Source organism: Aeromicrobium sp. 9AM, assembly GCF_902506105.1.
Classification (GTDB): Bacteria; Actinomycetota; Actinomycetes; order Propionibacteriales; family Nocardioidaceae; genus Aeromicrobium.
The window spans coordinates 2,366,830-2,392,536 of sequence record NZ_LR733304.1; the positions used below are offsets into that span (position 1 = coordinate 2,366,830).

Here is a 25,707-nt window from a genome sequence, read left to right on the forward strand (position 1 = left end):
GAGTACGGCTCGTGAGGTGCACTGTCAGGCGCCGCCGGCGAACTTGTTGCGCAACGCCTCGGGGATGAGGTCGCCCGCGGGCTCGCTGTAGGTGAAGCCGACGAACTCGTCGCCGTCGAACGTCAGGCTGGTCAGGCTGGCCAGCGAGCACTGCCGCTTGCGCGGGTCGTGGATGAAGCTCTTCTTCTCGTACGCCCGACGCGCGATCCAGACCGGCAGCTGGTGCGAGACGATGACCGCCTCGTGGCCACGGGCCGCATCACGGGCGTCGTGGACCGCGAGCTGCATGCGGGCCGCGATCTCCTTGTAGGGCTCGCCCCACGACGGCCGGAACGGGTTGCGCAGCATCCACCAGTTCTGGGGGCGCTTGAGCGCACCGTCGCCGACGCCGAACGTCTTGCCCTCGAACAGGTTGGCCGCCTCGATGACCCGGTCGTCGGTATGGATCGGCACCTCGAGGAGCTTCGAGAGCGGCTCGGCAGTCTGCTGCGCGCGCTCGAGCGGCGAGGCCACCATGTGCACGATCTCGTTCTTGGACAGGTGGTCGGCGACCCTCTCAGCCATCTTGTGACCGAGCTCGGACAGGAAGTACTCCGGCAGCCGGCCGTAGAGCACGCCGTCGGGGTTCTCGACCTCGCCGTGGCGCATCAGGTGCACGATCGTACGTTCGGACATCAGGTTTCCTCAGTTCTCGGGGTTGGCCTGCGCTGCGGCACGAGCGGCGGCGGGAAGTGCCTCGGCAATTCTAGAGAGTGCCTCCGAGTCGTGCGCCGCCGAGACGAACCAGCACTCGTACGCACTCGGCGGGAGGTAGACACCGGCGTCGAGCATCGCGTGGAAGAACGGCTTGTAGCGCCATGACTCCTGCGCCTGCGCGCCGGCGAAGTCGGTCACCGGCTTGTCGACGCCCCAGAAGACACTGAACATGTTGCCGGCGTTCTGCAGCGCGTACGTCACCCCGGCGGCGTCGAGCGCGTCGGCGACGAGCGACTGCAGCTGCGACGAGGCATCATCGAGCCGCGCGTATGCCTCGGCGTCGGCGAGCCGCAGGGTCGTGAGCCCGGCCGTCGTCGCGATCGGATTGCCCGACAGCGTGCCGGCCTGGTAGACGGGACCCACCGGGGCGAGCTGCTCCATGACGTCGCGGCGACCACCGAACGCGGCGGCCGGGAAGCCTCCGCCCATGACCTTGCCGAACGTCAGCAGGTCGGGCCGCCAGCCCTCGGGCTCCCCGTCGACGCCCCAGTGGCCCGACCGGGTGACCCGGAACCCGGTCATCACCTCGTCGCTGATGAACAGCGCGCCGTTGCTCGCGCACGTCTCGGCGAGGAAGCCGTTGAATCCCGGCTCGGGCGGCACGACGCCCATGTTGCCCGGCGCGGCCTCGGTGATGAGGCAGGCGATCTGGTCGCCGTACGCCTCGAAGGCGGCCTCGACCGCGGCGCGGTCGTTGTAGGGCAGCACGATCGTGTCGGCCGTGACGTGGGCCGGTACGCCCGGGGTCTCGGGCAGGCCGAGGGTCACGACGCCGGAGCCGGCCTCGGCGAGCAGCGCGTCGACGTGACCGTGATAGCAGCCGGCGAACTTCACGATCTTGTCGCGACCGGTGAAGCCGCGCGCCAGCCGGATCGCCGACATCGTCGCCTCGGTGCCCGACGACACGAGCCGCACGGACTCGGCCGGCGTACGCCCGACGATCTCCTCGGCGAGCAGCACCTCCGGCTCGCTGGGCGTGCCGAACGACGTGCCGCGGCTGACGGCGGCCGACACCGCGGCGAGCACCTCGGGGTGCGCGTGGCCCAGGAGCATGGGGCCCCAGGACCCGACGAGGTCGACATACCGGTTGCCGTCGAGGTTGGTCAGCCACGCCCCCGAGCCGGACCGCATGAAGATCGGCGTGCCGCCAACGGCCCGGAAGGCGCGCACCGGCGAGTTGACGCCTCCGGGCGACACGGCTCGGGCGCGGTCGAACAGGCCTTGCGAAGCGGGGTTGGAAGTCACGCCTTCCATTGTCCTCAATGGGATTTCCGGTCGGTCGGCGGCGTCGGCCGACCGTAACCAAGAGGCCGTCGGCCTCGTTGTGAAGGTGTTCACTGCTTTGCGGCGCGTCTCGGCTGGCAGTAACATCGGTTTACGCTATGTCGCACCTGTCGCGGCAGCATGGAGGGCACGTACTTATGGGAGCTCGCAAGCTCACGCGTTGGCAGAAGGCCAGCGCCCTGGTTCCGATGGCGGTCCTTGTCGGAGCATGGGGTGCCGCATTGACCCGCGCAGACCTTGCGACCGCATCCGACGGCACCTCGGCGTCGGACATCCCCGCCGTCCCCGCGACCGCGTTCGAGGATCCCGCGAGCGTCCAGCCGACGCCTGCCGGTGTCGACCCCAAGGCGGGCCTCGCGGGCACCGTGTCGACGTTGTCGACCAACGGCATCCCGTCGTCCGCGCTCTACGCCTACCACCGCTCCGAGGACCTGCTGAGCAAGGCCGACAAGGCCTGCAAGCTCCCGTGGAACCTCGTCGCAGCCATCGGTCGCGTCGAGTCCAACCACGGACGCACCGGCGGCAACTCGCTCAACGCTGACGGCGTCGCGACGCCCGGCATCTACGGCGTCGCGCTCGACGGTCGCGACGGTCGCGCCAAGATCTCCGACACCGACAGCGGCTCGCTCGACAACGACCCGGTCTACGACCGCGCTGTCGGCCCGATGCAGTTCATCCCCGGCACCTGGAAGAGCGTCGCGGTCGACTCCGACAACGACGGCAAGAAGAACCCGCAGGACATCGATGACGCCGCGACCTCGGCCGGCGTCTACCTGTGCGCGGGCTCCGACGACCTGTCGACGCCGGCGGGTGCGGCGGCCGCGGTCAAGCGCTACAACCACTCCGACTCCTACGTCGACCTGGTCCTGGCCATCTCGGCCCGCTACGCCCAGGGTGACTTCACCCAGTCGCCCAACGGCTACACCACCTCGACCGTGCTCACCTCGTCGTCCAACGACCAGACGCTGAGCGCCGACGAGCGCAAGAAAGCCAAGAAGGCCGAGACCAAGGCCAACCACCCCAAGCCCGGCGGCAGCGCAGGCGGGGGCACGGGTGGCACCGGTGGAGGCACGGGCGGCGGGACCGGCGGAGGCACGGGCGGCGGCACCGGCGGCGGCACCGGCGGAGGTTCCGGCGGCGGCGTGACCGGCCTGGTCGATGGCCTCGTCACCGACCTGACCGGCGGCGGCAGCACCGGCGGCACGACTGGCGGCGGCACCGGCGACACGGGTGGCGGCGGCTCGGCCACGCTGACCTGGGCCGAAGCCAAGGTCCAGTGCCTCGCAAGCGGCATCTCGGTCCTCGACGTCACCAAGCTGCTGAGCTGCATCACCTCGCTGCTGAGCTGAGGCGCGCGGGCTCCGCCCGCAGGCGACTTCGTCGCCACCACGCTTCGCGTGGGCGCCCGCCTCGCTTCGCTCGGCCTATGGTCGGGGCCTTTGCTGCTCGTCCGAGTCGAGGCTCACTGGTTGGCTAGGATTGTCAGCCGAATCCATGGGGGATGCACATGAGCGGACCGAAGCCTTTCGAGATCCATGAGTCCGGGGCACTGCTGCACGGGACCAAGGCCGACCTGACAGTCGGCGACGTGTTGGTGCCCGGGCACGGCTCCAACTATGAAGAGGGCCGGACGGCCAATCACGTATATGTCTCGGAGACGCTGGACGCTGCAGCGTGGGGTGCCGAGCTCGCGCTGGGCCAGGGCCGCGGCCGGATCTACATCGTGGAGCCGACCGGCCCGCTGGAGGACGATCCGAACGTGACGGACAAGAAGTTCCCCGGCAACCCGACGCGGTCCTACCGCACCAAGGAGCCGGTCACGATCGTCGCAGAGCTGACGGACTGGGAGGGGCACACCGCCGAGCAGCAGCAGGCCATGCGCGACGGCCTCGCCGAGCTGCGACGCCAGGGCCGCGCGGTCATCTACGACTGACGGTCGAGGCGGGCGGCGAGCTCGGCGGCCCAGTAGGTCAGCACGATGTCGGCGCCGGCGCGGCGGATCGACGTGATGATCTCGTCGATCGTGCGCTCGCGATCGATCCAGCCGTTGGCGGCGGCGGCCTCGACCATCGCCATCTCGCCGGAGATGTTGTAGGCCGCGACCGGCACGTTGACCGTCGCGCGTACGTCGGCGATCACGTCGAGGTAGGACAGCGCCGGCTTGACCATCACGATGTCGGCGCCCTCCTCGATGTCGAGCAGCACCTCGCGGATCGCGTCGCGGGCATTGGCCGGGTCCTGCTGGTACGCCTTGCGATCGCCCGTGAGTGACGACGCGACGGCTTCGCGGAACGGGCCGTAGAAGGCGGAGGAGTACTTCGCGGCATACGCCAGGATCACGGTGTCGTCGTGACCGGAATCGTCGAGTGCTGCACGGACGACGCCGACCTGGCCGTCCATCATGCCGCTGGGTCCGACGACATGGGCGCCGGACTCGGCCTGCACGACACCCATCTGGGCATAGATCTCGAGCGTCGCGTCGTTGTCGACCCGGCCCTGCGCGTCGAGAACCCCACAGTGCCCGTGGTCGGTGAACTCGTCGAGGCAGAGATCGGACATGATCGGCAGGTCGTCGCCGACCTCCGCCCGGGCATCGGCCAGCGCGACGTTGAGGATGCCGTCAGGATCGAGTGCGCCCGACCCCTGGGCGTCCTTGTGCTCCGGGACGCCGAACAGCATGACGCCGCCCAGCCCCAACGCAGCCGCCTCGGCGTACGCCTTGCGGGCCGTGTCGCGCGTGTGCTGCACGACGCCGGGCATGCTCTCGATCGGCCGGGGCTCGGAGATGCCCTCGGCGATGAACATCGGCAGGACCAACTGCGACGGCTGGACGTGCGTCTCCCGCACCAGCCGCCTCATCGCCGGCGACTGGCGCAGGCGACGAGGGCGGTCGGCAGGAAAGCTCATCGGTGAGACCTACGCCTTGCGACGCGTCGACGGACGCTTCTGCGACGGCTTGGTGACCGGCTCACCTGCGTCGAGGAACGCCAGACGGCGAGTCGCACCGAACTCCGCGAGCGCATCGGCCAGCACCTCGACCGACGGGGACTCGGCGAGGACGTCGACCCGGAGGCCGTGCTCCTCGGCGGTCTTGGCGGTCGCCGGACCGATGCACGCGATGATCGTCGACGTGTGCGGCTTGCCGGCGATGCCCACGAGGTTGCGGACCGTGGACGACGAGGTGAACATGACCGCGTCGAACTTGCCGGTCTTGATCGCCTCGCGCGTCGGCGCTGGCGGCGGGGCCGCCCGGACCGTGCGGTAGGCCGTGACGTCGTCGACCTCCCAGCCGAGATCGACGAGTCCGGCCACGAGGGTCTCGGTAGCGATGTCGGCGCGCGGCAGGAAGACGCGGTTGATCGGGTCGAGCAGGTCGTCGTACGGCGGCCAGTCCTCGAGCAGGCCGCGGGCCGACTGCTCACCGCTGGGGATGAGGTCGGCGCGGATGCCCCAGGTGGCGATGGCCTCGGCGGTCTTGTCGCCGACCGCGGCGATCTTGAGACCCGAGAACGCGCGGGCGTCGAGCCCGTACTCCTCGAACTTCTCGCGAACGGCCTTGACGGCGTTGACGCTGGTGAACGCGATCCACTCGTAGCGACCCTCGACGAGGCCGCGGACGGCCTTGTCCATCTGCTGCGGGTTGCGGGGCGGCTCGACCGAGATGGTCGGGACCTCCTCGGACAGGGCGCCGAAGCCACGCAGGCGCGCGGCCAGGCTGGCGGACTGCTCCTTGGTGCGGGGCACCAGGACGCGCCAGCCGTAGAGCGGCTTGGTCTCGAACCACGACAGCGCCTCGCGCATCGTGACGACCTGGCCGACGACCGTGATGGCCGGCGCGGTCATGCCCGCGGCCTTGGCGTCGGCGGCGATGTCGGCGAGCGTCGAGACGATCGTGGTCTGCTCGGTCGTCGTGCCGACCCGGGTCATGGCGACCGGCGTCTCGGCGGAGCGACCGGCGGCGACGAGCCCAGCGGCGACCTCGCCGATCCGGGCGACGGCCGACAGCAGGACCAGCGTGTCCTGGGACGCGTGCTCGGACCAGTTGATCGATGCGTCGCCGACGCTGACGACCGAGTACTCACGGTGCGTACGGTTGGTCAGCGGCACGCCGGCGTACGCGGGCACGGCCGAGACGGACGAGATGCCCGGCACGATCTCGAAGCCGATGCCGGCCTTGCTGCAGGCTGCGGCCTCCTCGGGCGCCGTCGCGTAGGTGAACGGGTCACCCGCGATCAGGCGTACGACGTGTGAGCCGGTCTTGGCGTACTTGACGACGAGCCGGGCACGGGCGGCGTGCGTCAGGGTCTCGCCGTCCTCGCCGACTCCGCCGTCGATGATCTCGGCACCGTTGGTGACGAGGGCCGCCTGCTCGGGCAGCTCCGTGATGACGATGTCCGCCTGGGCGAGCAGCTCAGCCGCGCGCACCGTCAGCAGGCTGGCATCGCCCGGTCCGGCGCCGACGAAGCTCACGTGGCCGCGGACAGCCTTGTGTGCGTTCGGTCGAGCCGGGGACGGTGCTTCTCGCATCGCAGTGGTGATGGTCACGGTGGTCCTTTTCTCGGTCTGCCTGGGGGTTATGAGGCGACAGCCACAAGGGTGTCTGCGCCTTCGGCGAGCATCTCGGCAGCGAGACGCTCACCGACCGCGGCGGCTTCAGATGGCAAGCCGGTCGCGGACAGTCGGATGGTGGGCGAGCCGGAAATGCTTCCGACCACGGCACGGAGCCAGAGCTCGTCGCCGTCATCGCCTTGGGCGATTTCGGCAAGAGCTCCCACGGGTGCACTGCAACCTGCCTCGAGTGTGGCGAGGAGGCTGCGCTCGGCGGTGACGGCAGCACGGGTGTCGCTGTCGTCGAGGCCGCTGAGCAGATGGATCGTCGCGTCATCATCGGCGCGACATTCGCAGGCAAGCGCTCCCTGCCCGGGGGCGGGAAGCATCTGCAGTGGATCAATGACCTCGGTCGCCTCGTCCGCGCGGCCGAGCCGCAGGAGACCGGCGCGGGCGAGCAGGACGCCGTCGTACTCACCCGAGGCGACCTTGGCGATGCGGGTGTCGACGTTGCCACGGATCGGGACGACCTCGACACCGAGGCCCAGCGCGTTGAGCTGAGCCTCGCGGCGCGGCGAGCCGGTGCCGACGCGAGCGCCCTGGGGCAGCTCGCCGAGGGTCATGCCGTCGCGGGCGACCAGCACGTCGCGGGCATCCTCGCGCTGCGGGATCGCGGCGAGCGTAAGACGTGGGTCGGGGGTCGTGGGCAGGTCCTTGAGGGAGTGCACCGCGATGTCGACGTCGCCGCGGACGAGCGCCTCGCGCAGGGCCGCGACGAAGACACCCTGGCCACCGAACTCGACGAGCGGCTGCAGGCTGCGGTCACCTTCGGTCGAGATCGTGACGAGCTCGACCTCGACGCCGGTCGCGCGGAGGCGATCGGCGATCAGGCCCGACTGGGTCATGGCGAGTGCGGACGCACGCGTGCCGAGGCGGAGGGCGGTCATGAGGACTCCCCCTTGACCTGGGTGACGGCGTCCACGGTGGACTGGTCGAGCGCGAACAGGTCGGCGAGCGCCTCGGCGTACGTGAGGTCGGCGCGGCCGTCGATGAGCTGCTGGACCCGGACCGTCGGGGCGTGGATGAGTTTCTCGGCGACCCGGTGCAACGCCTTGCGGACCGCAGCGAGCTCGTCGGCGGTGAGGTCGGGGAGCCGGGTCTCGATGCGCGCGAGCTCGGCCGCGACGACATCGGTGGCCATCGTGCGCAGGGCCACGACGGTCGGGGTGATGTGCGAGGCCGCCTTGGCGGCGAGGAACGTGCGGACCTCGTCCTCGACGATCGCGCGCACCTGCTGGACATCGCCGGCGAGCTCGGTGTTCTCACCGAGGCGGGCGAGCACGACGAGATCGACGAGGTCGACGCCGTCGAGGTCGCGCACGGTCGGGTCGATGTCACGCGGCAGGGCCAGGTCGATCAGGGCCATGGCCCGCCCGGCACTCGCCGCGGCGATGCGGTCGCGGTCGAAGACCACGCCGGTCGCGCCGGTGCAGCTGATCAGCACGTCGGTCGCCGACAGCTCGACGTCCATGGCCTCCCAGCGGACGGCGCTGACGCCGAACGTGGCGACCAGTGCGTACGCCCGCTGGAACGTGCGGTTGGCGACCATGATGCGGTTCGGCGCCACGCCACGGTTGACGAGTGTGCGGACCGCGAGGCTGGCCATCGTGCCGGCGCCGGCGACCAGGAACCTGGTGCCCTCAGCGTCGACGACATCGCCGGCGGCGTCGAGGCCCGCGGTGACGATCGAGGGGGCGAGCCGGTCGATGCCGGTCTCGGCGTGACCACGCTTGCCGATGCGCAGCGCCTGCTGGAACAGCGCGTTGAGCGCCGAGCCGACGGTCTGCTCGGCCTGGGCGCCGTGCAGCGCTTCGCGGACCTGCCCGAGGATCTGGCTCTCGCCGAGGATCATCGAGTCCATGCCGGCCGCGACGCCGAACAGGTGGGCGACGGCGGCCTCGTCGAAGTGGACGTAGACGTGGCGGACGAAGTCGTCGCGGTCGAGACCCGAGTGCTCGGCAAGCAGGCGCGAGACCTCTTCGACGGCGCCGTGGAACCGCTCGGCCTCGACGTAGATCTCGACCCGGTTGCACGTCGAGATGACGACGGACTCGGAGACGAACGGCGCCTCGAGCACGAGGTGCGAGAGCTTGACGGCCGCGTCGGTGTCGAGCGACACCTGCTCGAGGACATCGATCGGAGCCGACCGGTGCGACATACCGACAACGAGAACACTCATGCCGTCGCCTCCTTTCCGGCCTTGCGCTGCTCGTGATAGGCGAGGATCTGCAGCTCGATCGACAGGTCGACCTTGCGTACGTCGACGCCGTCGGGCACCTGCACGAGGGCCGGTGCGAAGTTGAGGATGCTGGTGACGCCCGCCGCGACCAACCGGTCGGCGACTTCCTGGGCGGCCTCGCCCGGCGTCGCGATGATGCCGATCGAGATGGCGCGCTCCTCGACGATCGCGGTCAGGTCGTCGAGCGAGGACACCGTGATGCCCGAGATCGTGGTGCCCACGCGCTTGGGGTCGGCGTCGACGAGGGCCGCGACGCGGATGCCACGCGTGCTGAAGCCCTGGTAGGCCGACAGCGCGGAGCCGAGGTTGCCGACGCCGACGATGACGACGTCCCAGTCCTGGGTCTGGCCGATCTCGCGGGCGATCTGGTAGCGCAGGTACTCCACGTCGTAGCCGACGCCGCGGGTGCCGTAGGAGCCGAGGTAGGACAGATCCTTGCGGAGCTTGGCCGGGTTGACCCCGGCGTTCTCGGCGAGGTCGTTGGAGGAGCACGTCGCGACGCCCTGCTCGGCGAGCGCGTTGAGCGCGCGCAGGTAGACCGGCAGCCGGGCAACCGTGGCATCAGGGATGCCACGAGCGCTGCCGTCCGCGAGGGGGGTGCGAAGTATGGTCACGGTGCTCCTGCACTGCACGGCCGGGGATTATCCCTGTCGGGACTGGCATGCGATGCGCCCTCAGTTTAAGAGTTTGTGAACGCGTTAACAAAATCGTGACTCAGGGCGATGGCATATCTCACATGCGCTTGCGCCTCAGGGCGTACGTCCCAGTGCCTTGCGCAGCCGCACCGGATCGACCCGCCAGAAGTCGTGCTGTGCCCCGTCGACGAACGTCACCGGCACCTGCTCGGTGAATCGTGACGTCAGATCCGGGTCACTCGTGATGTCGACGCGGGTCCACGAGGCCCCCGTGTCGGCGCAGATCTCGGCGACCAGCCCCTCGGCAACCTCGCACAGGTGGCAGCCGGGACGGGAGTAGACGACCACACGAGCGTCGCCGGAGTGCGCGATCGTCACGACGCGTCGAGGCCGAGCGTCTCGCTGCGGGCGAGCGCGCGCAGCCGGCCCTTGGCGACCTTGCCGGTGGCCGAGTGCGGCAGGCCCTGCACCACGACGACCCGCTTGGGCTGCTTGAACCGCGCCAAGCGCGTACGGCAGTGGGCTTCGACCGACTCGACGATCGTGCTCTCGGGTGTCTCCGGGTCCTCTGGCACGACGAAGGCCACGACCGCCTCGCCGGTCTCCTCGTCGGGCAGCCCGACGACCGCGACCTGCGTGACACCGGGCACCTCCGCGATGACGTCCTCGACCTCGAACGGATAGACGTTGAACCCCGAGACGATGACGAGCTCGCGCAGGCGGTCGACCAACGTCAGGTCGCCGTCCTCGTCGAGGAAGCCGATGTCGCCGGTCGGATACCAGCCGTCGTCACGCGGGCCGTCGACCCCGTCGGGCCAGTAGCCGGAGAAGAGATTGTCGCCCTTGACCCAGATCTCCGCGGGATCACCCGAATGTGCGTCGGCGCCACCTGCATCGACGACGCGTACGTCGATGCCCGGCAGGGGACGGCCGACCGAGCCGGCCTTGGGCGGCGTGCCTTCCGGACGCTGCGAGCCGAAGGTCGTGGCGATGACCGGCGCGGTCTCGGTGAGCCCGTAGCCCTGCTCGATGTACTTGCCCGACGAGGCGAAGAACGACTCGGCGAGCTCGGCATCGAGCGCTGAGGCACCCGACAGGATCGTGGTCACGCGGGCGAGCTTGTCGCGCAGGTCGTCGCGCCCGGCCCAGGCAGCCACGACCGGCGGCGCCAGCGGGATGTTGGTGACCCCCTCGGCGACGACCTGGTCGAGCAGGCCACCGGGGTCGAAGCCGTCGACCAGCAGCACGCGCGCCCCCTGGCGTACGGCCTGGCCCAGCACGCAGTTGAGGCCGTAGATGTGGAACATCGGCAGCAGTCCCAGACATACGTCGTCGGACGACATCGCCGGCGGGTCGAGGCTGGCGACCTGCTCGATGTTGGCGATCAGGGCCCGGTGGGTCAGCATCGCGCCGCGTGGCTTGCCACTCGTGCCCGACGTGTAGAGCACGACGGCGAGGGCCTCGGCGTCGACGGGCGACGTCGGGTCGGAACCGGTCGCGCCGGCGAGGAACGTCTCGAGGTCCGTCTCGCCCTTGAGCGGCTTGGCGCCGTCGACGATGACGCTGACCTTGTGGTCGTCCGTGACGGCTTCACGGACCTGGGTCACTCCGGCCTCGTCGCACAGCACGACACGGGCCAGCGAGTCGGCGAGCATGCGCCCGATCTCGCGGGTCGTCGATCGCGGGTTGATCGGCACGGCGACCATGCCGCCGCGAAGGATGCCGAAGTAGGCGATCGGCAGGTCGATGCGGTTGGCCATGACGACCGCCACCCGCTGCCCCGCCACGAGTCCACGCGCGGACAGACCGCGCGCCACGGCATCGGCGGCATCGTCGAGCTGGCGCCAGGTGAGCTCACGGCGTTCGGCACGGTGCTCGACCAGCGCGATGCCATCAGGATCGGCGGACGCAGCGTCTCGGAGGTAGTCGCTGACATTGACTGTCACGCCTCCGAGTCAACCACACGCCCGCGGGCCGGGAGGGCGTTAGTCTCGGTTGCATGTCACGGGACGCTCGACCCGATCAGCCCCGCAATCTGCGGTCGCGATCCGTGCTGTCCGGCCAGGCCGCCGCTTCGGCCGCCGAGATGGAGAACGCCCTCACGACCCAGCCCGACACGACGGCTGCCGCGTTCTTCGACGTCGACAACACGATCATGCAGGGCGCGTCGATCTTCCACCTCGCCCGCGGGCTCCATCGACGCAAGTTCTTCACGACCAAGGACATCGCCAAGGCCACGTGGCAGCAGCTCTACTTCCGCATCGCGGGCGTCGAGGATCCCGAGCACATCGCCAAGGCCCGTTCGTCGGCCCTCGCGTTCATCGCCGGACACCAGGTGTCAGAGCTCGAGGAGATCGGCGAGGAGATCTTCGACGAGCACATGGCGCACAAGATCTGGCCCGGCACCCGCGCGATCGCCCAGTGGCACCTCGATCGCGGCCAACGGGTGTGGCTCGTGACCGCGGCACCGGTCGAGATCGCCAACGTCATCGCCCGGCGCCTGGGCCTGACCGGCGCGCTGGGGACCATCTCGGAGCATGTCGACGGTACGTACACCGGTGAGCTGGTCGGCGAGATGCTGCACGGCGAGGGCAAGGCCGACGCGATCCGCGAGATCGCCGTACGCGAGGGCCTCGTGCTCGACGACTGCTACGCGTACTCCGACTCCAGCAACGACCTGCCGATGCTGTCCCTCGTCGGGCACCCGTGCGCCGTCAACCCCGACTCCACGCTCCGTGCCCACGCCAGGGCCAACGGCTGGCGCATCCGCGACTACCGCACGGGCCGCAAGGTCGCGCTGGTCGGTGGCAAGGGCGTGGCGGCGGCCATCGCGGCCGCCGGAGCGTGGCGTGTGCTGCGTCACAGAAAAAGTTCAACGAACTGACAGCAACCCTGCCCCGGGTTAGTATTTCGGGGATCAGGGAGGGCCTGTGAGGAACACCAGCGGATTGCGCATGGCGTTGTCGCTTGCCCTCGCGACCCCGGACGACCGGTCCCTCCTGATTGCGCTCGCGGTGGCCGACTCACCCGCGTACGCGCCCTCCAACGGCGGCTCCAGTCCCCACGACGACAACGACCCCGAGGCCTCGCGCCTCCGCGCGCTGGTCGACCTCGCCAAGGAAGGCGACGCCGAGGCGTTCGGACAGCTCTACGACCACTACGTGTCGGGCGTCTTCCGGTTCGTCTACTACCGCGTGGGTTCCCAGCAGCTCGCCGAGGACCTCACCAGCGAGACCTTCGTCCGCGGGCTCCGGGCGATCCAGCGGTTCAACTGGCAGGGCAAGGACTTCGGCGCGTGGTTGACGACGATCGCGCGCAACCTCGTCGCCGACCACTTCAAGTCGAGCCGGGCCCGCCTCGAGATCGTCGCCGAGACGATCCCTGAGGGCAAGGTCACCGTCGCCAGCCCCGAGCAGGAGGTCCTCGCGCTCATCTCCAACGAGATGCTGTTCGAGGCCGTCAACTCCCTGCCCAACGAGCAGCGCGACTGCATCCTCATGCGTTTCATCCAGGGCATGTCGATCGCCCAGACCGCCGCGGCTCTCGGCCGCAGCGAGGGCGCGATCAAGCAGCTCCAGCTGCGCGCCGTTCGTAGTCTCGCCAAGACGATGCCGGAGGACGCACGATGATGCGCATGCACGTGTTTGTCCTGTCATTTGACCGTAACTTTCCGGCCACCGACGTCGTTGAATGCACTGAGACCTTCAGAGCAGTGAGGAACCCATCATGATCGGCCGTCGCTCGCACGACGACGCCCAGTCCTTCGAGGAGGCTTGGAGCGGCCGCGCATCCGGCGACCAGCAGATCGCGGATCTCGTACGCTTCGCCGAGCGCCTCTGCGAGGCTGCCGTCGTCGAGCCCTCGCCGATGTTCCGCGAGTCACTCCGGACCCAGCTCATGACCGAGGCCGCGACGGTCCTCGTGCCGCTGCCCGCCAAGCCAGTCGCCACACCCGCACGCGACACTCGTCCCGCACGCCGTCGCGTCGCGACCCTCACCGCAGCGATGGTCGCCTCGGCGGGCGTCGTCGGCATCGTCGCCTCCAGCGCGTCGGCCGTCCCCGGCGAGATGCTCTACCCCGTCAAGCGCAGCGTCGAGTCGGTCGAGCTCGCCCTGCACCGCGATGACGCCTCCCGCGGCTCGTTCCAGCTCCGTCAGGCCTCAGAGCGCCTCGCCGAGGCCCGCGAGCTCAGCGCCAAGGGTGGTTCCGAGAGCCTCATCGCCGACACCCTCGACGACTTCGCGACGCAGGCCGAGTCCGGCTCGTCATCGCTGTTCAACGACTACTCCGGCAACGGCGACAAGAAGTCGGTCCGCACGGTCAACGACTTCGCGATCGAGTCCAGCGCCAACCTCTCGCAGCTGTCGGCGCAGCTGCCGTCCGGTGCCGACGACTCGTTCGACGTCGCAGCAGAGACCATCCGCAACCTGGCCACGCAGGCCTCGTCGCTGTGCATCGCGTGCACGACCGGCGATCTCCAGCAGCTGGCGTCCTCGGTGACCTCGTTGGCGCCGCCGCCGGCGAGCAGCTCCGGATCCAGCTCGCCGGACAAGAAGTCCGACACCACCAAGCACGATGACAAGACGTCCGGGAACTCGGCACCGACCAAGGGCACACCGACCCAGACTCCGATCGTGGCGCTGCCTGCCCCCACGTCCGCGCCGACCACCAAGGCTCCCTCGCTGAGCGACATCACCGACCCGGTCCTGGGCGCGGTGCTGGGCGACGAGAACCAAGAGGGCCTGATCCCCGGCCTGCTGAACGGGTTGCTGGGCAAGAAGTAGAGCGCGCGGCTCCTTCGTCGCCGCTTCAGCGGCTCGGCCCATGGTCACCTCATGGGTCACCTTGTGCTCTGAACCTTAGAAGAACGCGTTGCCTCGGTCCACCAGCAGGCCGTAGAGGGTCTGCTGGATCGTCTCCCGCACCTGGTCGGTGACGTTGAACAGCAGCATCGGGTCGTCGGCCGACTCCGGGTCGTACGCGTCCGTGCGAATGGGCTCACCGAACTCGATGATCCACTTGCTGGGCAGCGGGATCATGCCGAGCGGCCCCAGCAACGGGAAGAACGGCGTGATCGGCAGATAGGGCAGCCCCAGCAGGCGGGCCAACGAGGGCACGTTGCCCACCAGCGGGTAGATCTCCTCGGCACCGACGATCGACACCGGAACGATCGGTACCTGCGCACGCATGGCCGACGACACGAAGCCGCCCCTGCCGAACCGCTGGAGCTTGTAGCGCTCGGCGAACGGCTTGCCGATGCCCTTGAAACCTTCGGGCCAGACGCCGGCGAGCTCACCCGTCGTCAGCAGCCGCTCGGCATCCTCGGTGCAGGCCAGGGTCGCGCCGACCTTGCGGGCGATCTGGCCGACGAACGGCAGCGAGAAGACCAAGTCGGCACCCAGGGGCCGCAGATCGCGCCCGGCGTACTTCTTGACGGCGTAGCCGGTGATGAGGCCGTCGATCGGGACGGTGCCGGAGTGGTTGGCGACCAGGAGTGCACCGCCCTCTGCCGGGATGTTCTCGACGCCACGCACCTCGAGGCGGAACCACTTCTCGGCGAGCGGCTCGATCGCGGCGGTCAGGACCTCGGTGATCTGCGGGTCGAAGCCGAACTCGTCGACCTCGTAGTCACCGCTCATGCGCTTGCGGATCGTCGCGAGCAGCGTGGCGACTCTGGCCTCCCAGTCGCTGCCGAGCACTCGCTGGGCGGCCTGGATCACCGCGACCACGATCTCGTCGATCGGGATGCCGGCCGACAACGGCGCGGCGCCGGCGGTGCGCGTACGTCTGGCGGCTTCCTCAGCGGCGGCTGCGGCAGCGGCAGCTGCGTCCTCGTCGGTCACGGCGCGCAGGCGCGGCTTCGGCGCAGCAGCCTTGTCGGCCGGACGCTTGGTCGGCGCGGCCTTCTTGGGCGGTGACTTCTTGGCCGGCGCCTTCGTGGCGGCCGGCTTCGGCTCGGTGACCTTCGGCTTGGCCTTGGCGACGGGCTTCCTGGCCGCCGGCGCGCCGGCCAGGGCGCGCGCAGCGGCTGATGGCGAGGTCTGCCGGTTGCCACGTCCGGCCTTGCCGCCCGAACCGATGGTCTTGCGCTCGTCGCTCATGCGCGTCCCCCCACCACCGACATGACGCCGGGTCTCAGTGAATCGCGGAACTCCTCGAACGTCTGCAGGGAGGTGCGCGTCAGGTCGTAGCCGAAGATGTCCCGCAGCGCCGAGGTGTCGACGACCCGTCCGTAGGTCAGCAGCCGGTGGAGGTCGGGCGGGATGTCGGAGCCCGCGGCACGCAGCACGCGACGAGCGGCCGTCGCGAAGCCGAACGGCGGCAGGGGGATGATCGGCCGCCCGAGCCGGCGGGCCGCCTGGCTCAGCAGCACGACGCCGTCGCCGGCGATGTTGAACGTGCCGGGCCGGTCCTTGACGATGGCCTGCTCGAGGACGGCGAACGCATCGTTGAGGTCGGTGAACTGCAGGCGCGGGTCGAAGCCCATCACGGCCGGCAGGACGGGACTGGCGAAGTAGGTCGCGAGCGGGGTGTCGATCGACGGGTGCAGGATCTGTGCCGCTCGCAGGGTCGTGATGATGACCTCGGGGCGCCGGCGCGCGAACCCACGGACGTACGACTCGACCTCGACGATGTCCTTGGGGAAGCCACTGCGTACGCCGTCACGAGCCAGCAGCGACTCGGTGAACATGGCCGGATCGCGGGGGGAGGAGCCGTAGACCGCGGTCGACGAGCCCAGGATGAACTTGGTGACGGTCGACGCACGCTGGCACGCCGCCAGGAGCTGCATCGTGCCGATGACGTTGAGCTCCTTGGCGCCGCCGGTGCGGCCCCGCCGGGGCGGGTTGACGTCGAGGTGCACGACGGTGTCGACGTCCTCGACCGCGATGACCTTGCCGACGACAGGTGTGCGGATGTCGGCGCGGACGAACTTCACGCCACCGAGGTCACCTGGCGGCAGCATCGTGTCGATGCCGACGACCTTGCTGATGCCCGCGCCCTCGCCGAGGTCTGCGAGTCGGCGCGCGAAGAGCGACGCGAACGTACCCGCAACACCGGTGACGAGGACAGACCGGGCCATGGAGACTTACTTGCCCAGACGACGACGCTGTACTCGGGTGCGCTTGAGCATCTTGCGGTGCTTCTTCTTCGACATCCGCTTACGGCGCTTCTTGATGACTGAACCCACGGGTCACGACTCAATTCTTGTTGGCCACAGGTGTGGCTGGTGCCTGAGATTGGTGGCCATTGCGGAGATCGCAAACCATCGCGTGGCGCGGCTTCGGTCCCCCGTAGTGGCTGCGAACAGCCTACACGTCAGCACTGGCCGGGATTTTCCCCGACCATGGACGGAAGAGCTGGCAGCGAACGTACGTGTTGCGCGTCGTCAGCCGGCCTGGAAGTAGGACTTGCCGAGGAACTCCTCGACGGCGTCCGCCGGCACGCGGAAGGAACGTCCCACGCGGACGGCTTCGAGCTCGCCGGAGTGCACGAGACGGTAGACCGTCATCTTGGAGACCCGCATCTGAGCCGCCACTTCCGCGACGGTCAAGAACGTCGGTCCGGATGCCATGTCACCACCTGCTTCCTGAGGGGCACGCGCGCTCTCCGGCTTCCCCACCGGAGAAACAGCGCGCGTGCCTTGGTTGAGACTAGTGCCTCCTGAGGTCTCCGGGACAGTAGTTGCCAAAAACTCCTGTGTGGAGTGCGGTTGCCCGCAAACACGGCCTCAGGGCTGCGGATCGAGGCCGTTCAGGGGAAAGGCCGCCGTGCGGGTGGCCTGGATGGAGCGGTCGAGCCAGCTCGCGGGGTCATAGCCCTGCTCCCAGGCGCGGTAGCCGACGGCACGGCCGTCCGTCATGCGCAGAGGGCCCGGCGACCCGCGCAGCTCCTCGATGCGAGCTCGCCAGCGCTCAGGGGTCAGGGTCGACGGATCGAGGGGCGCACCGGCGACGATCGCGAGCAGGTGGGCCCAGGCGCGCGGCACGACGTCCATGACGGCGTAGCCCCCGCCACCGGTGGCGACCCACTTGCCGCCACAAACCTCCTCGGCGAGGTCGCGCAGGGCGAGGTAGGACGCGCGCTGGCCGTCGACGCTGAGCATCAGGTTGGTCAGCGGGTCGTCCATGTGGGAGTCGCAGCCGTGCTGCGTCACCAGGATGTCGGGCTTGAACTCGCGGACCAGCGCGGGCACGACCGCGTGAAACGCCCGCAGCCATCCGGCGTCGGACGTACCGGGCGGGAGCGGCATGTTGACCGCCGCGCCCTCCGCACCTTCACCACCGGTCTCGCTCGAGAAGCCCGTGCCGGGGAACAGCGTCTGCGGGCCTTCGTGGATCGAGATCGTCAGGACCCGCGGGTCGTCCCAGAACATCTGCTGCACGCCGTCGCCGTGATGCGCGTCGACATCGACGTACGCCACCCGCTGCGCACCGTTGTCGAGGAGCCAGCGGATCGCGAGGGCGACGTCGTTGTAGATGCAGAAGCCGCTGGCGTTGCCCGGCATCGCGTGGTGGAGGCCGCCGCTGACGTTGACCGCCCGTGGCGCGGCACCCGTCCAGACGCGGCGGGCCGCCTCGACGCTGGCGCCCGCGATGAGCGCACTGGCCTCGTGCATGTGGGCGAACACCGGATTGTCGTCGGTGCCGAGCCCGATGCTGGGATCGGTGTAGGTCGGATGGTCGCTGAGCTTGTGGACGCCCTCGATGTAGGCCGCCGAGTGGATCAGGTTGAGCTCGTCGTCCGTCGCCGGGACGGCGCCGACGATGTCGAGCCCGTCGACGATGCCGATCTCACGCGCGAGGGCCATCGTGAGGTCGATGCGGACCGGCGCCATGGGGTGGGACTGGCCGAAGTTGTACTCGGTCAGGTGCTGGTCGAAGACGACGCACGCGCGGTCAGTCATGCATCAACACTATGCCGGGCCGGAGAGCTCGGCGGACCTGGCGGCGGCCGCGGCGACGCCGGCGATCAGCGCATCCTTCGCGCCGTGGTCGTCGAACGTCGTGATCGCGGCATGCGTCGTGCCGTTGGGCGACGTGACCCGACGCCTGAGCTCCTCGGCCGTCTCGTCGGACTCCGCCAGCAGCTTCGCCGCGCCGACGAGGGTCTGGGCCGTGAGCGTACGGGCCGTCTGCTCGTCGAGGCCGGCGTCGATCCCGCCGGCGATCATGGCCTCGGCGAGGTAGAAGACGTATGCGGGGCCCGAGCCGGAGACCGCGGTGACGGCGTCCTGCTGCGCCTCGTCGACGACCACGACCTTGCCGCCGGACTCGAGCAGGCGCACGACGTCGTCGATCCGGTCGCCCGTGGCGGAGGCGCCCGGGGAGATGCCGAACATGCCCTCGCCGACGAGCGCCGGGGTGTTGGGCATCGCCCGGACGACCGCGACCCCGGCCGGCAGCGCCGCCTCGATCGCGCCGATCGTGATGCCGGCGGCGAGGGACACGACGGTCGCCTCGGGGCGTACGGACCCCGCGATCTCGTCGAGCAGCGCGAGCACGTCCTGCGGCTTGACGACGAGGAGCACCACGTCGGCGTCCGCCACCGCCTCGGCATTGCCGGTCACGGTGACCCCGTACGTCTCGCGGAGCTCAGCTGCCCGCTCCTCACGCTTCTCGGAGATCACCAGGTCGGCTGCCGCGTGTCCCGATCGGAGGATCGCCGACAGCAGGGTCTCGCCCATCACGCCGGCACCGAGGATCGCGATCCGTTGAGTCATACGGGCAAGGCTACTGTCGCGGGGTGCGCCTGCGACTCGACCCGTTCATCATCGCGCTGCTGGTGGCGGCAGTCGTGGCGTCATTCGTGCCGGCGACGGGGTCGGTCCTCGACGTGCTCAAGCACGCTTCGCTCGTCGCGATCGGCCTGCTGTTCTTCCTCTATGGTGCCCGGCTGTCGACCGCCGAGACCATCGCCGGCCTCAAGCACTGGCGGCTGCACGCCGCGATCCTGTCGACGACTTTCGTCGCGTTCCCGCTGCTGGGGCTCGGCACTCAGGTCCTCGAGCCCGGCCTGCTGACGCCGGGCCTCGCGAACGGCGTGCTTCTGCTGTGCCTCGTGCCGTCCACCGTCCAGTCATGCGTCGTCTACACCCGCATGGCCCGCGGCAACGTGGCCGGCGCGGTCGTCAGCGCCTCGTTGTCCAACCTGATCGGCGTGTTCCTCACCCCGGCGCTCGTCGCGCTGCTGATGACGTCCGACGCGCACGTCGACGCCGGTGCCGTGGTGCGGATCGTGCTCCAGCTGTTCGTGCCGTTCGTGCTCGGCCAGCTGCTGCGGCCGTTCATCGGCGAGTTCATGACGCGGCACGACGCCCGGCTCACGGTGTACGACCGCAGCAGCATCGTGCTCGTGGTGTTCGTCGCGTTCAGCGAGGGCGCCGACGCCGACATCTGGTCGACCTTGAGCGTGTGGGACGTCCTTGCCGTCGCGTGCGTGTGCGCCGTCCTGCTGGCGATCGCGATGGGCTGGACCGTGCTGCTCGGCCGCGTGCTCGGATTCGCGCGCGCTGACCGGGTTCCGCTGCTGTTCTGCGGCTGCAACAAGAGCCTGGCGAGCGGGTTGCCGATCGCGTCGGTGCTGTTCGCGGGCCCGGACGTCGCGCTGATCGTCCTGCCCCTGATGCTGTATCACCAGATGCAGATCATCACCGGCGCTGTCGTGGCCGGCCGGCTCGCCCGCAAGGCGTCCTAGTGGTGGTTGCCCGAGACGGCCAACCCGACCCCCAGACCGATCATCGAGGTCCCGCCGACCGCGCCCATCGCCTCGCCGCGCTTGGGTGAGGCGTTGAACCACGTGCGGAGCTGGCTCGCGATGACCGCCCACAGGCTGTCGGAGAGCAGGCCGATCACGACGGCGATCAGGCCGAGCAGCAGCATCTGCGCCTGGATGTGGCCGTTGCCGCGATCGATGAACTGCGGCAGGACGGCGCCGATGATCATGAACGCCTTGGGGTTGGAGACGCCGACGATGAAGCCCTGGCGGACCACCTTGGGCCAGGTCAGCACCGGGAAGCCACCCGCGCCGGCGCCGGCGACGCTGAACGCCTTGCGGTGCCGGATGGCCTGGATGCCGAGCCACACGAGGTAGGCCGCACCGGCGAACTTCAGGATCATGAAGACGAGGATCGACTCCTCGACGATCACACCGAGGCCGAGAGCGACCAGGATGACGACGGTCAGCAGGCCGAGGGTGTTGCCGAGCACGGTCGCCAGCGCGACAGCGCGCCCGTACGCCAGCGCGCGGCCGATCGTGAACACGACGCTGGGCCCCGGGATCGCGATGAGGATGAACGCGGCAAGCCCGAACGCGAGGAACTGGTCGACGGTGATCAGGCCCGTCATCCTCGCAGAATCGGAGGCGCTCAGACAGTGGCGTGGAGGCGGGTGAAGGCCAGTGCCTCGAGGAGGTCGGCCTCCCGGTCGCTCTGGTCCTTGGCCTTGCGGGTGTTGATCTCGACGACGATCTCGCCGGCATAGTCCGAGCCGGCGACGTGCTCGAGGAACTCCCGGCACGGCTGCGTGCCGCGACCGGGCACCAGGTGCTCGTCCTTGGCCGAGCCCGAGCCATCGGTCATGTGGATGTGGGACAGCCGGCCACCCAGCGCCTTGGCCATCTCGAGGGGATCCTCCCCGGCGGTCGAGCTGTGGGACAGGTCGACCGTCACGTGTGCGTAGTCGTGCTGCAGCGGGTCCCACCCCGGGGCGTACGCCTGGAACTCGCGCTTGCCGGTGCGCCACGGATACATGTTCTCGACGGCGTACGTGACGCCGTGCTGTGCCTCGAGGTCGGCGATGCCCTCGACGAACCCCCGGGCGTAGTCACGCTGCCAACGGAACGGCGGGTGCACGACGATGACCGCGGCGCCGACCTCGTGCGCCATCTCGGCACTGCGGTGCAGCTTGCCCCAGGGATCGCTGCCCCAGACCCGCTGTGTCACGAGCAGGCAGGGCGCGTGGATCGAGACGACCGGGATCTCGTGGAACGCGCTGAGTGCCTTGATCGCGGTGATGTCGGCGCTGACGTCGTCGATGCCGACCATGACCTCGACCCCGTCGTAGCCGAGGCGGGCCGCCGACTCGAAGCCATTGGCCGTCGACCCCGGGTAGACCGAGGAGGTCGACAGCGAGACGCGGATGGGTTCGGGCACGTGCTCAGGCTAGACCGGCAACCTTAAAGCGCGTCGAGATGCCCGAGCAGAACGCCTTCGCGGAGCGCCCAAGGGCAGATCTCGAGCTCCGTCAGGTCGAACAGGTCGATCGTCGCCTCCGCCACGATCGCCCCGGCCCTGATCTGGTGGGCCCGGTCCGGAGAGACGCCCGGCAGCTTGACGACGTCCTCGTCGGGCATCGTGACGAGCTGCTCGACGAGGGGCGAGAGATCCTGCTTGCGCAGCACCCGGCGTACGTAGCGACCTTCGTCGGCCGATGCTGCGCCGCAGATGCGGGCCAGCGAACGGAACGTCTTGCTGGTCGCGACGGCCCGGTCGAATGCCCCGCCGCGCAGAATGGCACCGGCCTCGTCGGCGATCGTCGACCGGACGTGGAGCCGCAGCTCGGCGGGCGTGTGCCCGGAGTCGAGCCAGTCGCGGGTCAGCCGGCCGGCACCGAGAGCCATCGACTGCGCCACGTCGGGGGTCTCGTCCGAGCCGGCGGCGATCTCGAGCGACCCGCCACCGATGTCGAACACACCGAGGCGGCCCGCGGACCAGCCGAACCAGCGGCGTACGGCCAGGAAGGTCAACCGGGCCTCGTCCTCGCCGGACAGGACCTGCAGGTCGAGACCGCTCGCGGCGTTGACCCGGGCGATCACGTCGTCGGCATTGACGGCGTCCCGCACCGCCGAGGTGGCGAACGCGAGGATCGTCGTGCAGCCCTTGTCCTCGGCCTCGGCACGGGCCTCCACGACGTACTTGACGAGCCTCGAGACACCCTCCTCGGTCACGGCGTTGCGCGAGTCGAGGTGCTCGGCGAGGCGGAGTGGCTCCTTGTAGCTGTGCGCCGGCAGCGGCGGGCCACCACGGAACGCGTCGATCACGAGCAGGTGACCCGTGTTGGAACCGATGTCGAGGACGCCCATGCGCATACGTCCATCCTCTCACTGGCAGGAGGCGCGTAACATCTGCAACGCTGTCCGTCGGCCGGCGAGCCGTTCATTGCCAATCCGGGAGGACGATCGAGTGAGACTCGACCACTTGCGCGGCCTTGCGCGTCAGGCGCTCGCATCCCGCGCCGCGTGGCCGATCCTGATCACCCTGTACGTCCTCGTCGTCCTCTTCCTGCTCGCCCCAGTCCTGCTGGCGCCGATCGGCGGCGATGACGGCTACTGGGTCCTGGACACAGGCCCGCTGACACACGGATCCCTCTGGCAGGCGTTCTGGCAGCCGCTCTCAGTGGCGTTCGACTTCGACTTCCAGCCTCGGACGACGGCGCTCGCTTTCTCCGAGCGTCGCATCTTGGCGCTCCTCACGATGAAGACGTCGATCTACTTCTCGATCCCGCCATTCATCGTCTGGGCAGCCGTCAAGCTGGCACTGATGGGGCTCAGCCTCGCGGCCGTACTCGTCTTCCTGCGAGCGCTGCGGTTCCGCGACAGCTCCGGCGCCGTCCGCGGACTCCAGCGCGACACCATCGCGTTCGTGATGATCGCCCTCCCCCTGACGATCGCGATCGGGGCCAAGAGCCAAAACGTCCGCAGCCTCAACGGGTGGAACTTCTACCCGACCCTGGCCTACGGTCCGTTCGCCTTCTACCTGCTCTTCGCAGCTTTTGTCCTCGGGATGTCCCGTCGGCTGGAGCGCAACTACCGTCGCTGGCTCGTGCCCGCTCTGCTGTCCATGACGCTCATGGGCGTCGTGGTCAACCTGTCGTACGAGCTGCTCGCGCTGTCGATCCCACTCAACGTCATGCTGCTGGCGACGGCACCACGACCGGCTGAGGGCTCACTGTGGCAGCGTTGGCGCGCGCCCTTCACGGTCGGTGCCACGCTCGCGCTCACCTACACGACGATGTTCGTGTGGATCCGCTGGCAGATCAGCCAGATGGCGTGCCACGCGTCCAACACCTGCTACGTCGGCACCGTGATCGAGGTCAGGCCCCGCACGCTCCTCAACAACCTTCTCGGTTCACTGCCGGGCGGCACGGGCGACTTCGTCCGTGAGCGCGCGGAGCTCCGGGAGCTTCCATATCCCGGTGTGACACCGCTGAGCGTCCTCCTCCCCATCGTCGCGACTGCGCTGATGTTCGCGCTCTGGGCAGCCTGGAAGGCGCGCCAGGACCCAGACGCCGGAGTCGCCAAGCCCGGCGGAGACCATCGCGGGACGCTCCTCGTCGTCGCCGTTGGCATCGTCATCGCCCTGGGCAGCGCGGTGGTGACTGGCATCAACGCCAATGCCGTGCAGCAGCTCGACACCCCCATGCTGTCGTACCGCTCGAATGTCGTCACCTGGTCAGCGCTGGCCATGGCCGGGCTCGCCGTCGTGCGCCTCCTGGTGACCCGAGCATGGGCTCCCCTGCGGGTCGGCGCCCTCGCCGCCTTGACCGCGCTGATCGTCGTCAGCATCGCCGTCAACCAGCCACGCAACGTCTTCTCGGCCAACGATGACCGGATCGGCACGAGGTCGGCCTTCACCGACAGCCTTCACCGCGAGGTGGCTGTGGCCGATCCCAGCCGGGCCGGCGATGCGCGCCGATGCACGATCATCACGACGCTCCTCAAACGTCTGGATGTCGTCGACCCCCGCACGCAACGCACGATCAACGGCGCCTACGCAGCGTACGAGTTCTACCACCACGAGCCGTTCTGCTCGACCGGCGCCGGCGACCCCGCGCCAGTCGATCAGCCTGGGGGTTCGTCGGCGCCTTGAGTCACCTTGCGGGCAACCACCAGGCGTGAGCCGCCCAAGGGGAATCTCAAGCCCCACCTGATCAGCGCGTTCTCAGCCCGCATGACTCGGTAGAGCACCGCGTTGAGCCAGCCCGGCATACGCATCTCGTCGATGGGATCGTAGTCATCGGTGCGACCCCGCATCCGCAACCGAGACAGCACCATCATGGGGAGCAGGATCGACACGAACGACGTGCTCTTGAGCACCTCGAAGCCCGCGCCGGAGATCTTGTCACGCAGCTCACCGGCCGTGTATCGGCGCACGTGGTGCGCGTGGTCGTCAGCGGGGCTCCAGAGCCAGCGGTGCTGGGGGACGCTGATCACCAGCAAGCCGCCCCGCTTGAGAGCGCCGTGCATCTCGCGCAGCACGTCGACGTCCTCCTCGATGTGCTCGAGCACGTCGAACGCGCCGATGACATCGATCTCCTCGCGCATGGGAATGGCGCGAGCATCCATCTGCATGAGGCGCGCGGACGGCACCCGTGCGCCTGCGAACGACAACCCATCCACGAAGATCTCGCTGCCGTAGAGCCGTGCAGTCGGGTGCTGCGCCGCGATCCCGGACAGGACGAAGCCAGTGCCGCAGCCGATCTCGAGGAAGCTGCTGACGTCGGGGCGATAGCGGCGCAGGGCCCACAGGATCAACTCGTTCCTGGCGCGGAACCAGAAGCTCTTCTCCTCGAGGGGGGCGAGCTCGGCGAACAGCTTGGATTCGTAGCCGCCGCCACCGTGTGCAAGTTCGGGCGCGAACGCGGGATAGCCGTCGACGACCGTCACTGCGTGCCCGCAGGCATCGCAGGTGTAAGCCTCTGAGTCGTACGACGCACCACAGGCCGTGCACTGCATTAGGTCTCCATCGATCGGTCGGAGTCTTGATCACTCGGCGCCTCGGACCGGAACACAAAGAACTTGAACGCCGCGAACAGATATGCCGCGACCACGACGATAGCGAAGGCCTGCGACCACACGTGCGACCAGCCGTAGTGGTCGAGCAGCAGCGTCAGGATGCAGAGGTTCAGCAGGAAGCCGCCTGCATGCGCGACGACATACCGCGCGCCCGCACCCCACACACTTCCTTCGTGCGCGAACGTGAGCCGTCGATTGCCCACGAAACCCACCGCAGCGGCACCGACGTACACCGCGCCGGCTGTGACCTTCGGCGAGGCGCCGAGCGCCGTGATGATGATGTAGACGCCAAACGCCACAGCATTGCTGACGACGCCGACGAACCCGTATCGCAGGAGCTGTCTCACCTGAATCCGTTCGTCGTCGGGCGTGGTGGGAACCGGCCGCCCCAC

Annotated in this window: 27 protein-coding genes; 7 read left to right on the plus strand and 20 right to left on the minus strand. The window is 69.2% G+C overall.

From position 1 onward, the window contains the following. Positions 1-24 precede the first annotated feature (24 nt). Positions 25-675, minus strand: coding sequence for a histidine phosphatase family protein (locus BOSE46_RS18200; protein WP_159541578.1), 651 nt, complete (start codon positions 673-675; stop codon positions 25-27). 9 nt (positions 676-684) lie between these two features. After that, positions 685-2,001, minus strand: a complete 1,317-nt coding sequence (gene hemL / locus BOSE46_RS18205; protein WP_371415518.1) for a glutamate-1-semialdehyde 2,1-aminomutase — start codon at positions 1,999-2,001, stop codon at positions 685-687. A 176-nt stretch (positions 2,002-2,177) separates the two neighbouring features. Here hemL and BOSE46_RS18210 point away from each other — a divergent pair, with 176 nt between their 5' ends. Then, positions 2,178-3,389 (plus strand): lytic murein transglycosylase, encoded by a 1,212-nt coding sequence (locus BOSE46_RS18210; RefSeq protein WP_201299667.1) that lies wholly within the window; start codon positions 2,178-2,180, stop codon positions 3,387-3,389. Positions 3,390-3,547: 158 nt separating this feature from the next. Then, positions 3,548-3,973, plus strand: a complete 426-nt coding sequence (gene arr / locus BOSE46_RS18215) for an NAD(+)--rifampin ADP-ribosyltransferase (RefSeq protein WP_201299668.1) — start codon at positions 3,548-3,550, stop codon at positions 3,971-3,973. Here arr and hemB read toward each other — a convergent pair. The 7 genes from hemB to BOSE46_RS18250 form a co-directional block, all read right to left on the minus strand. Next, the gene (gene hemB, locus BOSE46_RS18220) at positions 3,964-4,947 is read right to left on the minus strand and encodes a porphobilinogen synthase (RefSeq protein ID WP_159541581.1); all 984 of its coding nucleotides are present in this window, start codon (positions 4,945-4,947) and stop codon (positions 3,964-3,966) included. The two genes, arr and hemB, sit on opposite strands and share 10 nt — an antisense overlap. 9 nt (positions 4,948-4,956) lie before the next feature. After that, positions 4,957-6,567: a uroporphyrinogen-III synthase gene (locus BOSE46_RS18225; protein WP_159542934.1), complete on the minus strand. Its 1,611-nt coding sequence runs from the start codon at positions 6,565-6,567 to the stop codon at positions 4,957-4,959. Positions 6,568-6,614: 47 nt separating this feature from the next. Further along, positions 6,615-7,535 (minus strand): hydroxymethylbilane synthase, encoded by a 921-nt coding sequence (gene hemC / locus BOSE46_RS18230; protein ID WP_159541582.1) that lies wholly within the window; start codon positions 7,533-7,535, stop codon positions 6,615-6,617. Continuing rightward, positions 7,532-8,827: a glutamyl-tRNA reductase gene (locus BOSE46_RS18235; RefSeq protein WP_159541583.1), complete on the minus strand. Its 1,296-nt coding sequence runs from the start codon at positions 8,825-8,827 to the stop codon at positions 7,532-7,534. The genes hemC and BOSE46_RS18235 overlap by 4 nt, the downstream gene beginning before the upstream one ends. Further along, a complete protein-coding gene (locus tag BOSE46_RS18240; protein ID WP_159541584.1) occupies positions 8,824-9,501 on the minus strand; it encodes a redox-sensing transcriptional repressor Rex in 678 nt (225 codons plus the stop codon). Before BOSE46_RS18240 ends, BOSE46_RS18235 begins: the two co-directional genes overlap by 4 nt. Before the next feature lie 135 nt (positions 9,502-9,636). Beyond that, the gene (locus tag BOSE46_RS18245) at positions 9,637-9,900 is read right to left on the minus strand and encodes a glutaredoxin family protein (RefSeq protein WP_159541585.1); all 264 of its coding nucleotides are present in this window, start codon (positions 9,898-9,900) and stop codon (positions 9,637-9,639) included. Then, positions 9,897-11,468: a class I adenylate-forming enzyme family protein gene (locus BOSE46_RS18250; protein ID WP_159541586.1), complete on the minus strand. Its 1,572-nt coding sequence runs from the start codon at positions 11,466-11,468 to the stop codon at positions 9,897-9,899. The genes BOSE46_RS18245 and BOSE46_RS18250 overlap by 4 nt, the downstream gene beginning before the upstream one ends. A 53-nt stretch (positions 11,469-11,521) precedes the next feature. Between BOSE46_RS18250 and BOSE46_RS18255 the strand changes: the two genes are divergently transcribed. The 3 genes from BOSE46_RS18255 (at position 11,522) to BOSE46_RS18265 (ending at position 14,307) form a co-directional block, all read left to right on the plus strand. Beyond that, positions 11,522-12,406: an HAD family phosphatase gene (locus BOSE46_RS18255; protein WP_159541587.1), complete on the plus strand. Its 885-nt coding sequence runs from the start codon at positions 11,522-11,524 to the stop codon at positions 12,404-12,406. Positions 12,407-12,452: 46 nt separating this feature from the next. Then, a complete protein-coding gene (locus BOSE46_RS18260) occupies positions 12,453-13,151 on the plus strand; it encodes a sigma-70 family RNA polymerase sigma factor (RefSeq protein WP_236551799.1) in 699 nt (232 codons plus the stop codon). A gap of 97 nt (positions 13,152-13,248) precedes the next feature. Then, entirely contained in the window at positions 13,249-14,307 is a 1,059-nt protein-coding gene (locus BOSE46_RS18265; RefSeq protein ID WP_159541588.1) for a DUF5667 domain-containing protein, read from the plus strand. A 75-nt stretch (positions 14,308-14,382) separates the two neighbouring features. Here the strand turns inward: BOSE46_RS18265 and BOSE46_RS18270 are convergent, their stop codons facing one another. From BOSE46_RS18270 to proC, 6 genes are all read right to left on the minus strand, one after another. Beyond that, a complete protein-coding gene (locus BOSE46_RS18270) occupies positions 14,383-15,624 on the minus strand; it encodes a lysophospholipid acyltransferase family protein (protein ID WP_159541589.1) in 1,242 nt (413 codons plus the stop codon). Then, positions 15,621-16,604 carry an NAD-dependent epimerase/dehydratase family protein gene (locus BOSE46_RS18275; RefSeq protein WP_159541590.1) on the minus strand — a complete coding sequence of 328 codons (984 nt, stop codon included), beginning with the start codon at positions 16,602-16,604 and terminating at the stop codon, positions 15,621-15,623. The genes BOSE46_RS18270 and BOSE46_RS18275 overlap by 4 nt, the downstream gene beginning before the upstream one ends. Before the next feature lie 6 nt (positions 16,605-16,610). Further along, positions 16,611-16,712, minus strand: coding sequence for a 30S ribosomal protein bS22 (locus BOSE46_RS18280; RefSeq protein WP_019143756.1), 102 nt, complete (start codon positions 16,710-16,712; stop codon positions 16,611-16,613). 198 nt (positions 16,713-16,910) lie between these two features. Then, entirely contained in the window at positions 16,911-17,096 is a 186-nt protein-coding gene (locus BOSE46_RS18285) for a helix-turn-helix domain-containing protein (RefSeq protein WP_159541591.1), read from the minus strand. 156 nt (positions 17,097-17,252) lie between these two features. Continuing rightward, the gene (locus BOSE46_RS18290; RefSeq protein ID WP_159541592.1) at positions 17,253-18,428 is read right to left on the minus strand and encodes an acetoin utilization protein AcuC; all 1,176 of its coding nucleotides are present in this window, start codon (positions 18,426-18,428) and stop codon (positions 17,253-17,255) included. A 9-nt stretch (positions 18,429-18,437) separates the two neighbouring features. Continuing rightward, complete coding sequence (gene proC, locus BOSE46_RS18295; RefSeq protein ID WP_159541593.1) at positions 18,438-19,244, minus strand: pyrroline-5-carboxylate reductase; 807 nt, start codon at positions 19,242-19,244, stop codon at positions 18,438-18,440. 23 nt (positions 19,245-19,267) lie between these two features. Between proC and BOSE46_RS18300 the strand changes: the two genes are divergently transcribed. After that, positions 19,268-20,218 carry a bile acid:sodium symporter family protein gene (locus BOSE46_RS18300; protein WP_159541594.1) on the plus strand — a complete coding sequence of 317 codons (951 nt, stop codon included), beginning with the start codon at positions 19,268-19,270 and terminating at the stop codon, positions 20,216-20,218. Here the strand turns inward: BOSE46_RS18300 and BOSE46_RS18305 are convergent. The 3 genes from BOSE46_RS18305 to BOSE46_RS18315 are packed head-to-tail and all read right to left on the minus strand — an operon-like array spanning position 20,215 to position 22,609. Further along, entirely contained in the window at positions 20,215-20,868 is a 654-nt protein-coding gene (locus tag BOSE46_RS18305) for a LysE family translocator (RefSeq protein WP_159541595.1), read from the minus strand. The genes BOSE46_RS18300 and BOSE46_RS18305 overlap by 4 nt on opposite strands. A gap of 20 nt (positions 20,869-20,888) precedes the next feature. Then, on the minus strand, positions 20,889-21,674 hold the full coding sequence (locus BOSE46_RS18310) for a sugar phosphate isomerase/epimerase (protein ID WP_159541596.1): 786 nt from the start codon (positions 21,672-21,674) through the stop codon (positions 20,889-20,891). 23 nt (positions 21,675-21,697) lie between these two features. Then, complete coding sequence (locus BOSE46_RS18315; RefSeq protein ID WP_159541597.1) at positions 21,698-22,609, minus strand: Ppx/GppA phosphatase family protein; 912 nt, start codon at positions 22,607-22,609, stop codon at positions 21,698-21,700. A gap of 94 nt (positions 22,610-22,703) precedes the next feature. On the opposite strand from BOSE46_RS18315, the gene BOSE46_RS18320 reads away from it, so the two are divergent. Further along, positions 22,704-24,389: a hypothetical protein gene (locus BOSE46_RS18320; RefSeq protein ID WP_159541598.1), complete on the plus strand. Its 1,686-nt coding sequence runs from the start codon at positions 22,704-22,706 to the stop codon at positions 24,387-24,389. Here the strand turns inward: BOSE46_RS18320 and BOSE46_RS18325 are convergent. After that, complete coding sequence (locus BOSE46_RS18325; protein WP_201299669.1) at positions 24,362-25,186, minus strand: trans-aconitate 2-methyltransferase; 825 nt, start codon at positions 25,184-25,186, stop codon at positions 24,362-24,364. The genes BOSE46_RS18320 and BOSE46_RS18325 overlap by 28 nt on opposite strands. 68 nt (positions 25,187-25,254) lie before the next feature. Next, positions 25,255-25,662: a GtrA family protein gene (locus BOSE46_RS18330; RefSeq protein ID WP_201299670.1), complete on the minus strand. Its 408-nt coding sequence runs from the start codon at positions 25,660-25,662 to the stop codon at positions 25,255-25,257. Between the last annotated feature and the right edge of the window lie 45 nt (positions 25,663-25,707).

Excerpts from the sequence above, each read along its gene's own strand:
- BOSE46_RS18200 (WP_159541578.1), bottom strand. The coding sequence starts at position 675 with ATGTCCGAACGTACGATCGTGCACCTGATGCGCCACGGCGAGGTCGAG.
- BOSE46_RS18210 (WP_201299667.1), top strand. The coding sequence starts at position 2,178 with ATGGGAGCTCGCAAGCTCACGCGTTGGCAGAAGGCCAGCGCCCTGGTT.
- arr (WP_201299668.1), top strand. The coding sequence starts at position 3,548 with ATGAGCGGACCGAAGCCTTTCGAGATCCATGAGTCCGGGGCACTGCTG.
- hemB (WP_159541581.1), bottom strand. The coding sequence starts at position 4,947 with ATGAGCTTTCCTGCCGACCGCCCTCGTCGCCTGCGCCAGTCGCCGGCG.
- BOSE46_RS18225 (WP_159542934.1), bottom strand. The coding sequence starts at position 6,567 with ATGCGAGAAGCACCGTCCCCGGCTCGACCGAACGCACACAAGGCTGTC.
- hemC (WP_159541582.1), bottom strand. The coding sequence starts at position 7,535 with ATGACCGCCCTCCGCCTCGGCACGCGTGCGTCCGCACTCGCCATGACC.
- BOSE46_RS18235 (WP_159541583.1), bottom strand. The coding sequence starts at position 8,827 with ATGAGTGTTCTCGTTGTCGGTATGTCGCACCGGTCGGCTCCGATCGAT.
- BOSE46_RS18255 (WP_159541587.1), top strand. The coding sequence starts at position 11,522 with ATGTCACGGGACGCTCGACCCGATCAGCCCCGCAATCTGCGGTCGCGA.
- BOSE46_RS18265 (WP_159541588.1), top strand. The coding sequence starts at position 13,249 with ATGATCGGCCGTCGCTCGCACGACGACGCCCAGTCCTTCGAGGAGGCT.
- BOSE46_RS18270 (WP_159541589.1), bottom strand. The coding sequence starts at position 15,624 with ATGAGCGACGAGCGCAAGACCATCGGTTCGGGCGGCAAGGCCGGACGT.
- BOSE46_RS18275 (WP_159541590.1), bottom strand. The coding sequence starts at position 16,604 with ATGGCCCGGTCTGTCCTCGTCACCGGTGTTGCGGGTACGTTCGCGTCG.
- BOSE46_RS18285 (WP_159541591.1), bottom strand. The coding sequence starts at position 17,096 with ATGGCATCCGGACCGACGTTCTTGACCGTCGCGGAAGTGGCGGCTCAG.
- BOSE46_RS18290 (WP_159541592.1), bottom strand. The coding sequence starts at position 18,428 with ATGACTGACCGCGCGTGCGTCGTCTTCGACCAGCACCTGACCGAGTAC.
- proC (WP_159541593.1), bottom strand. The coding sequence starts at position 19,244 with ATGACTCAACGGATCGCGATCCTCGGTGCCGGCGTGATGGGCGAGACC.
- BOSE46_RS18305 (WP_159541595.1), bottom strand. The coding sequence starts at position 20,868 with ATGACGGGCCTGATCACCGTCGACCAGTTCCTCGCGTTCGGGCTTGCC.
- BOSE46_RS18315 (WP_159541597.1), bottom strand. The coding sequence starts at position 22,609 with ATGCGCATGGGCGTCCTCGACATCGGTTCCAACACGGGTCACCTGCTC.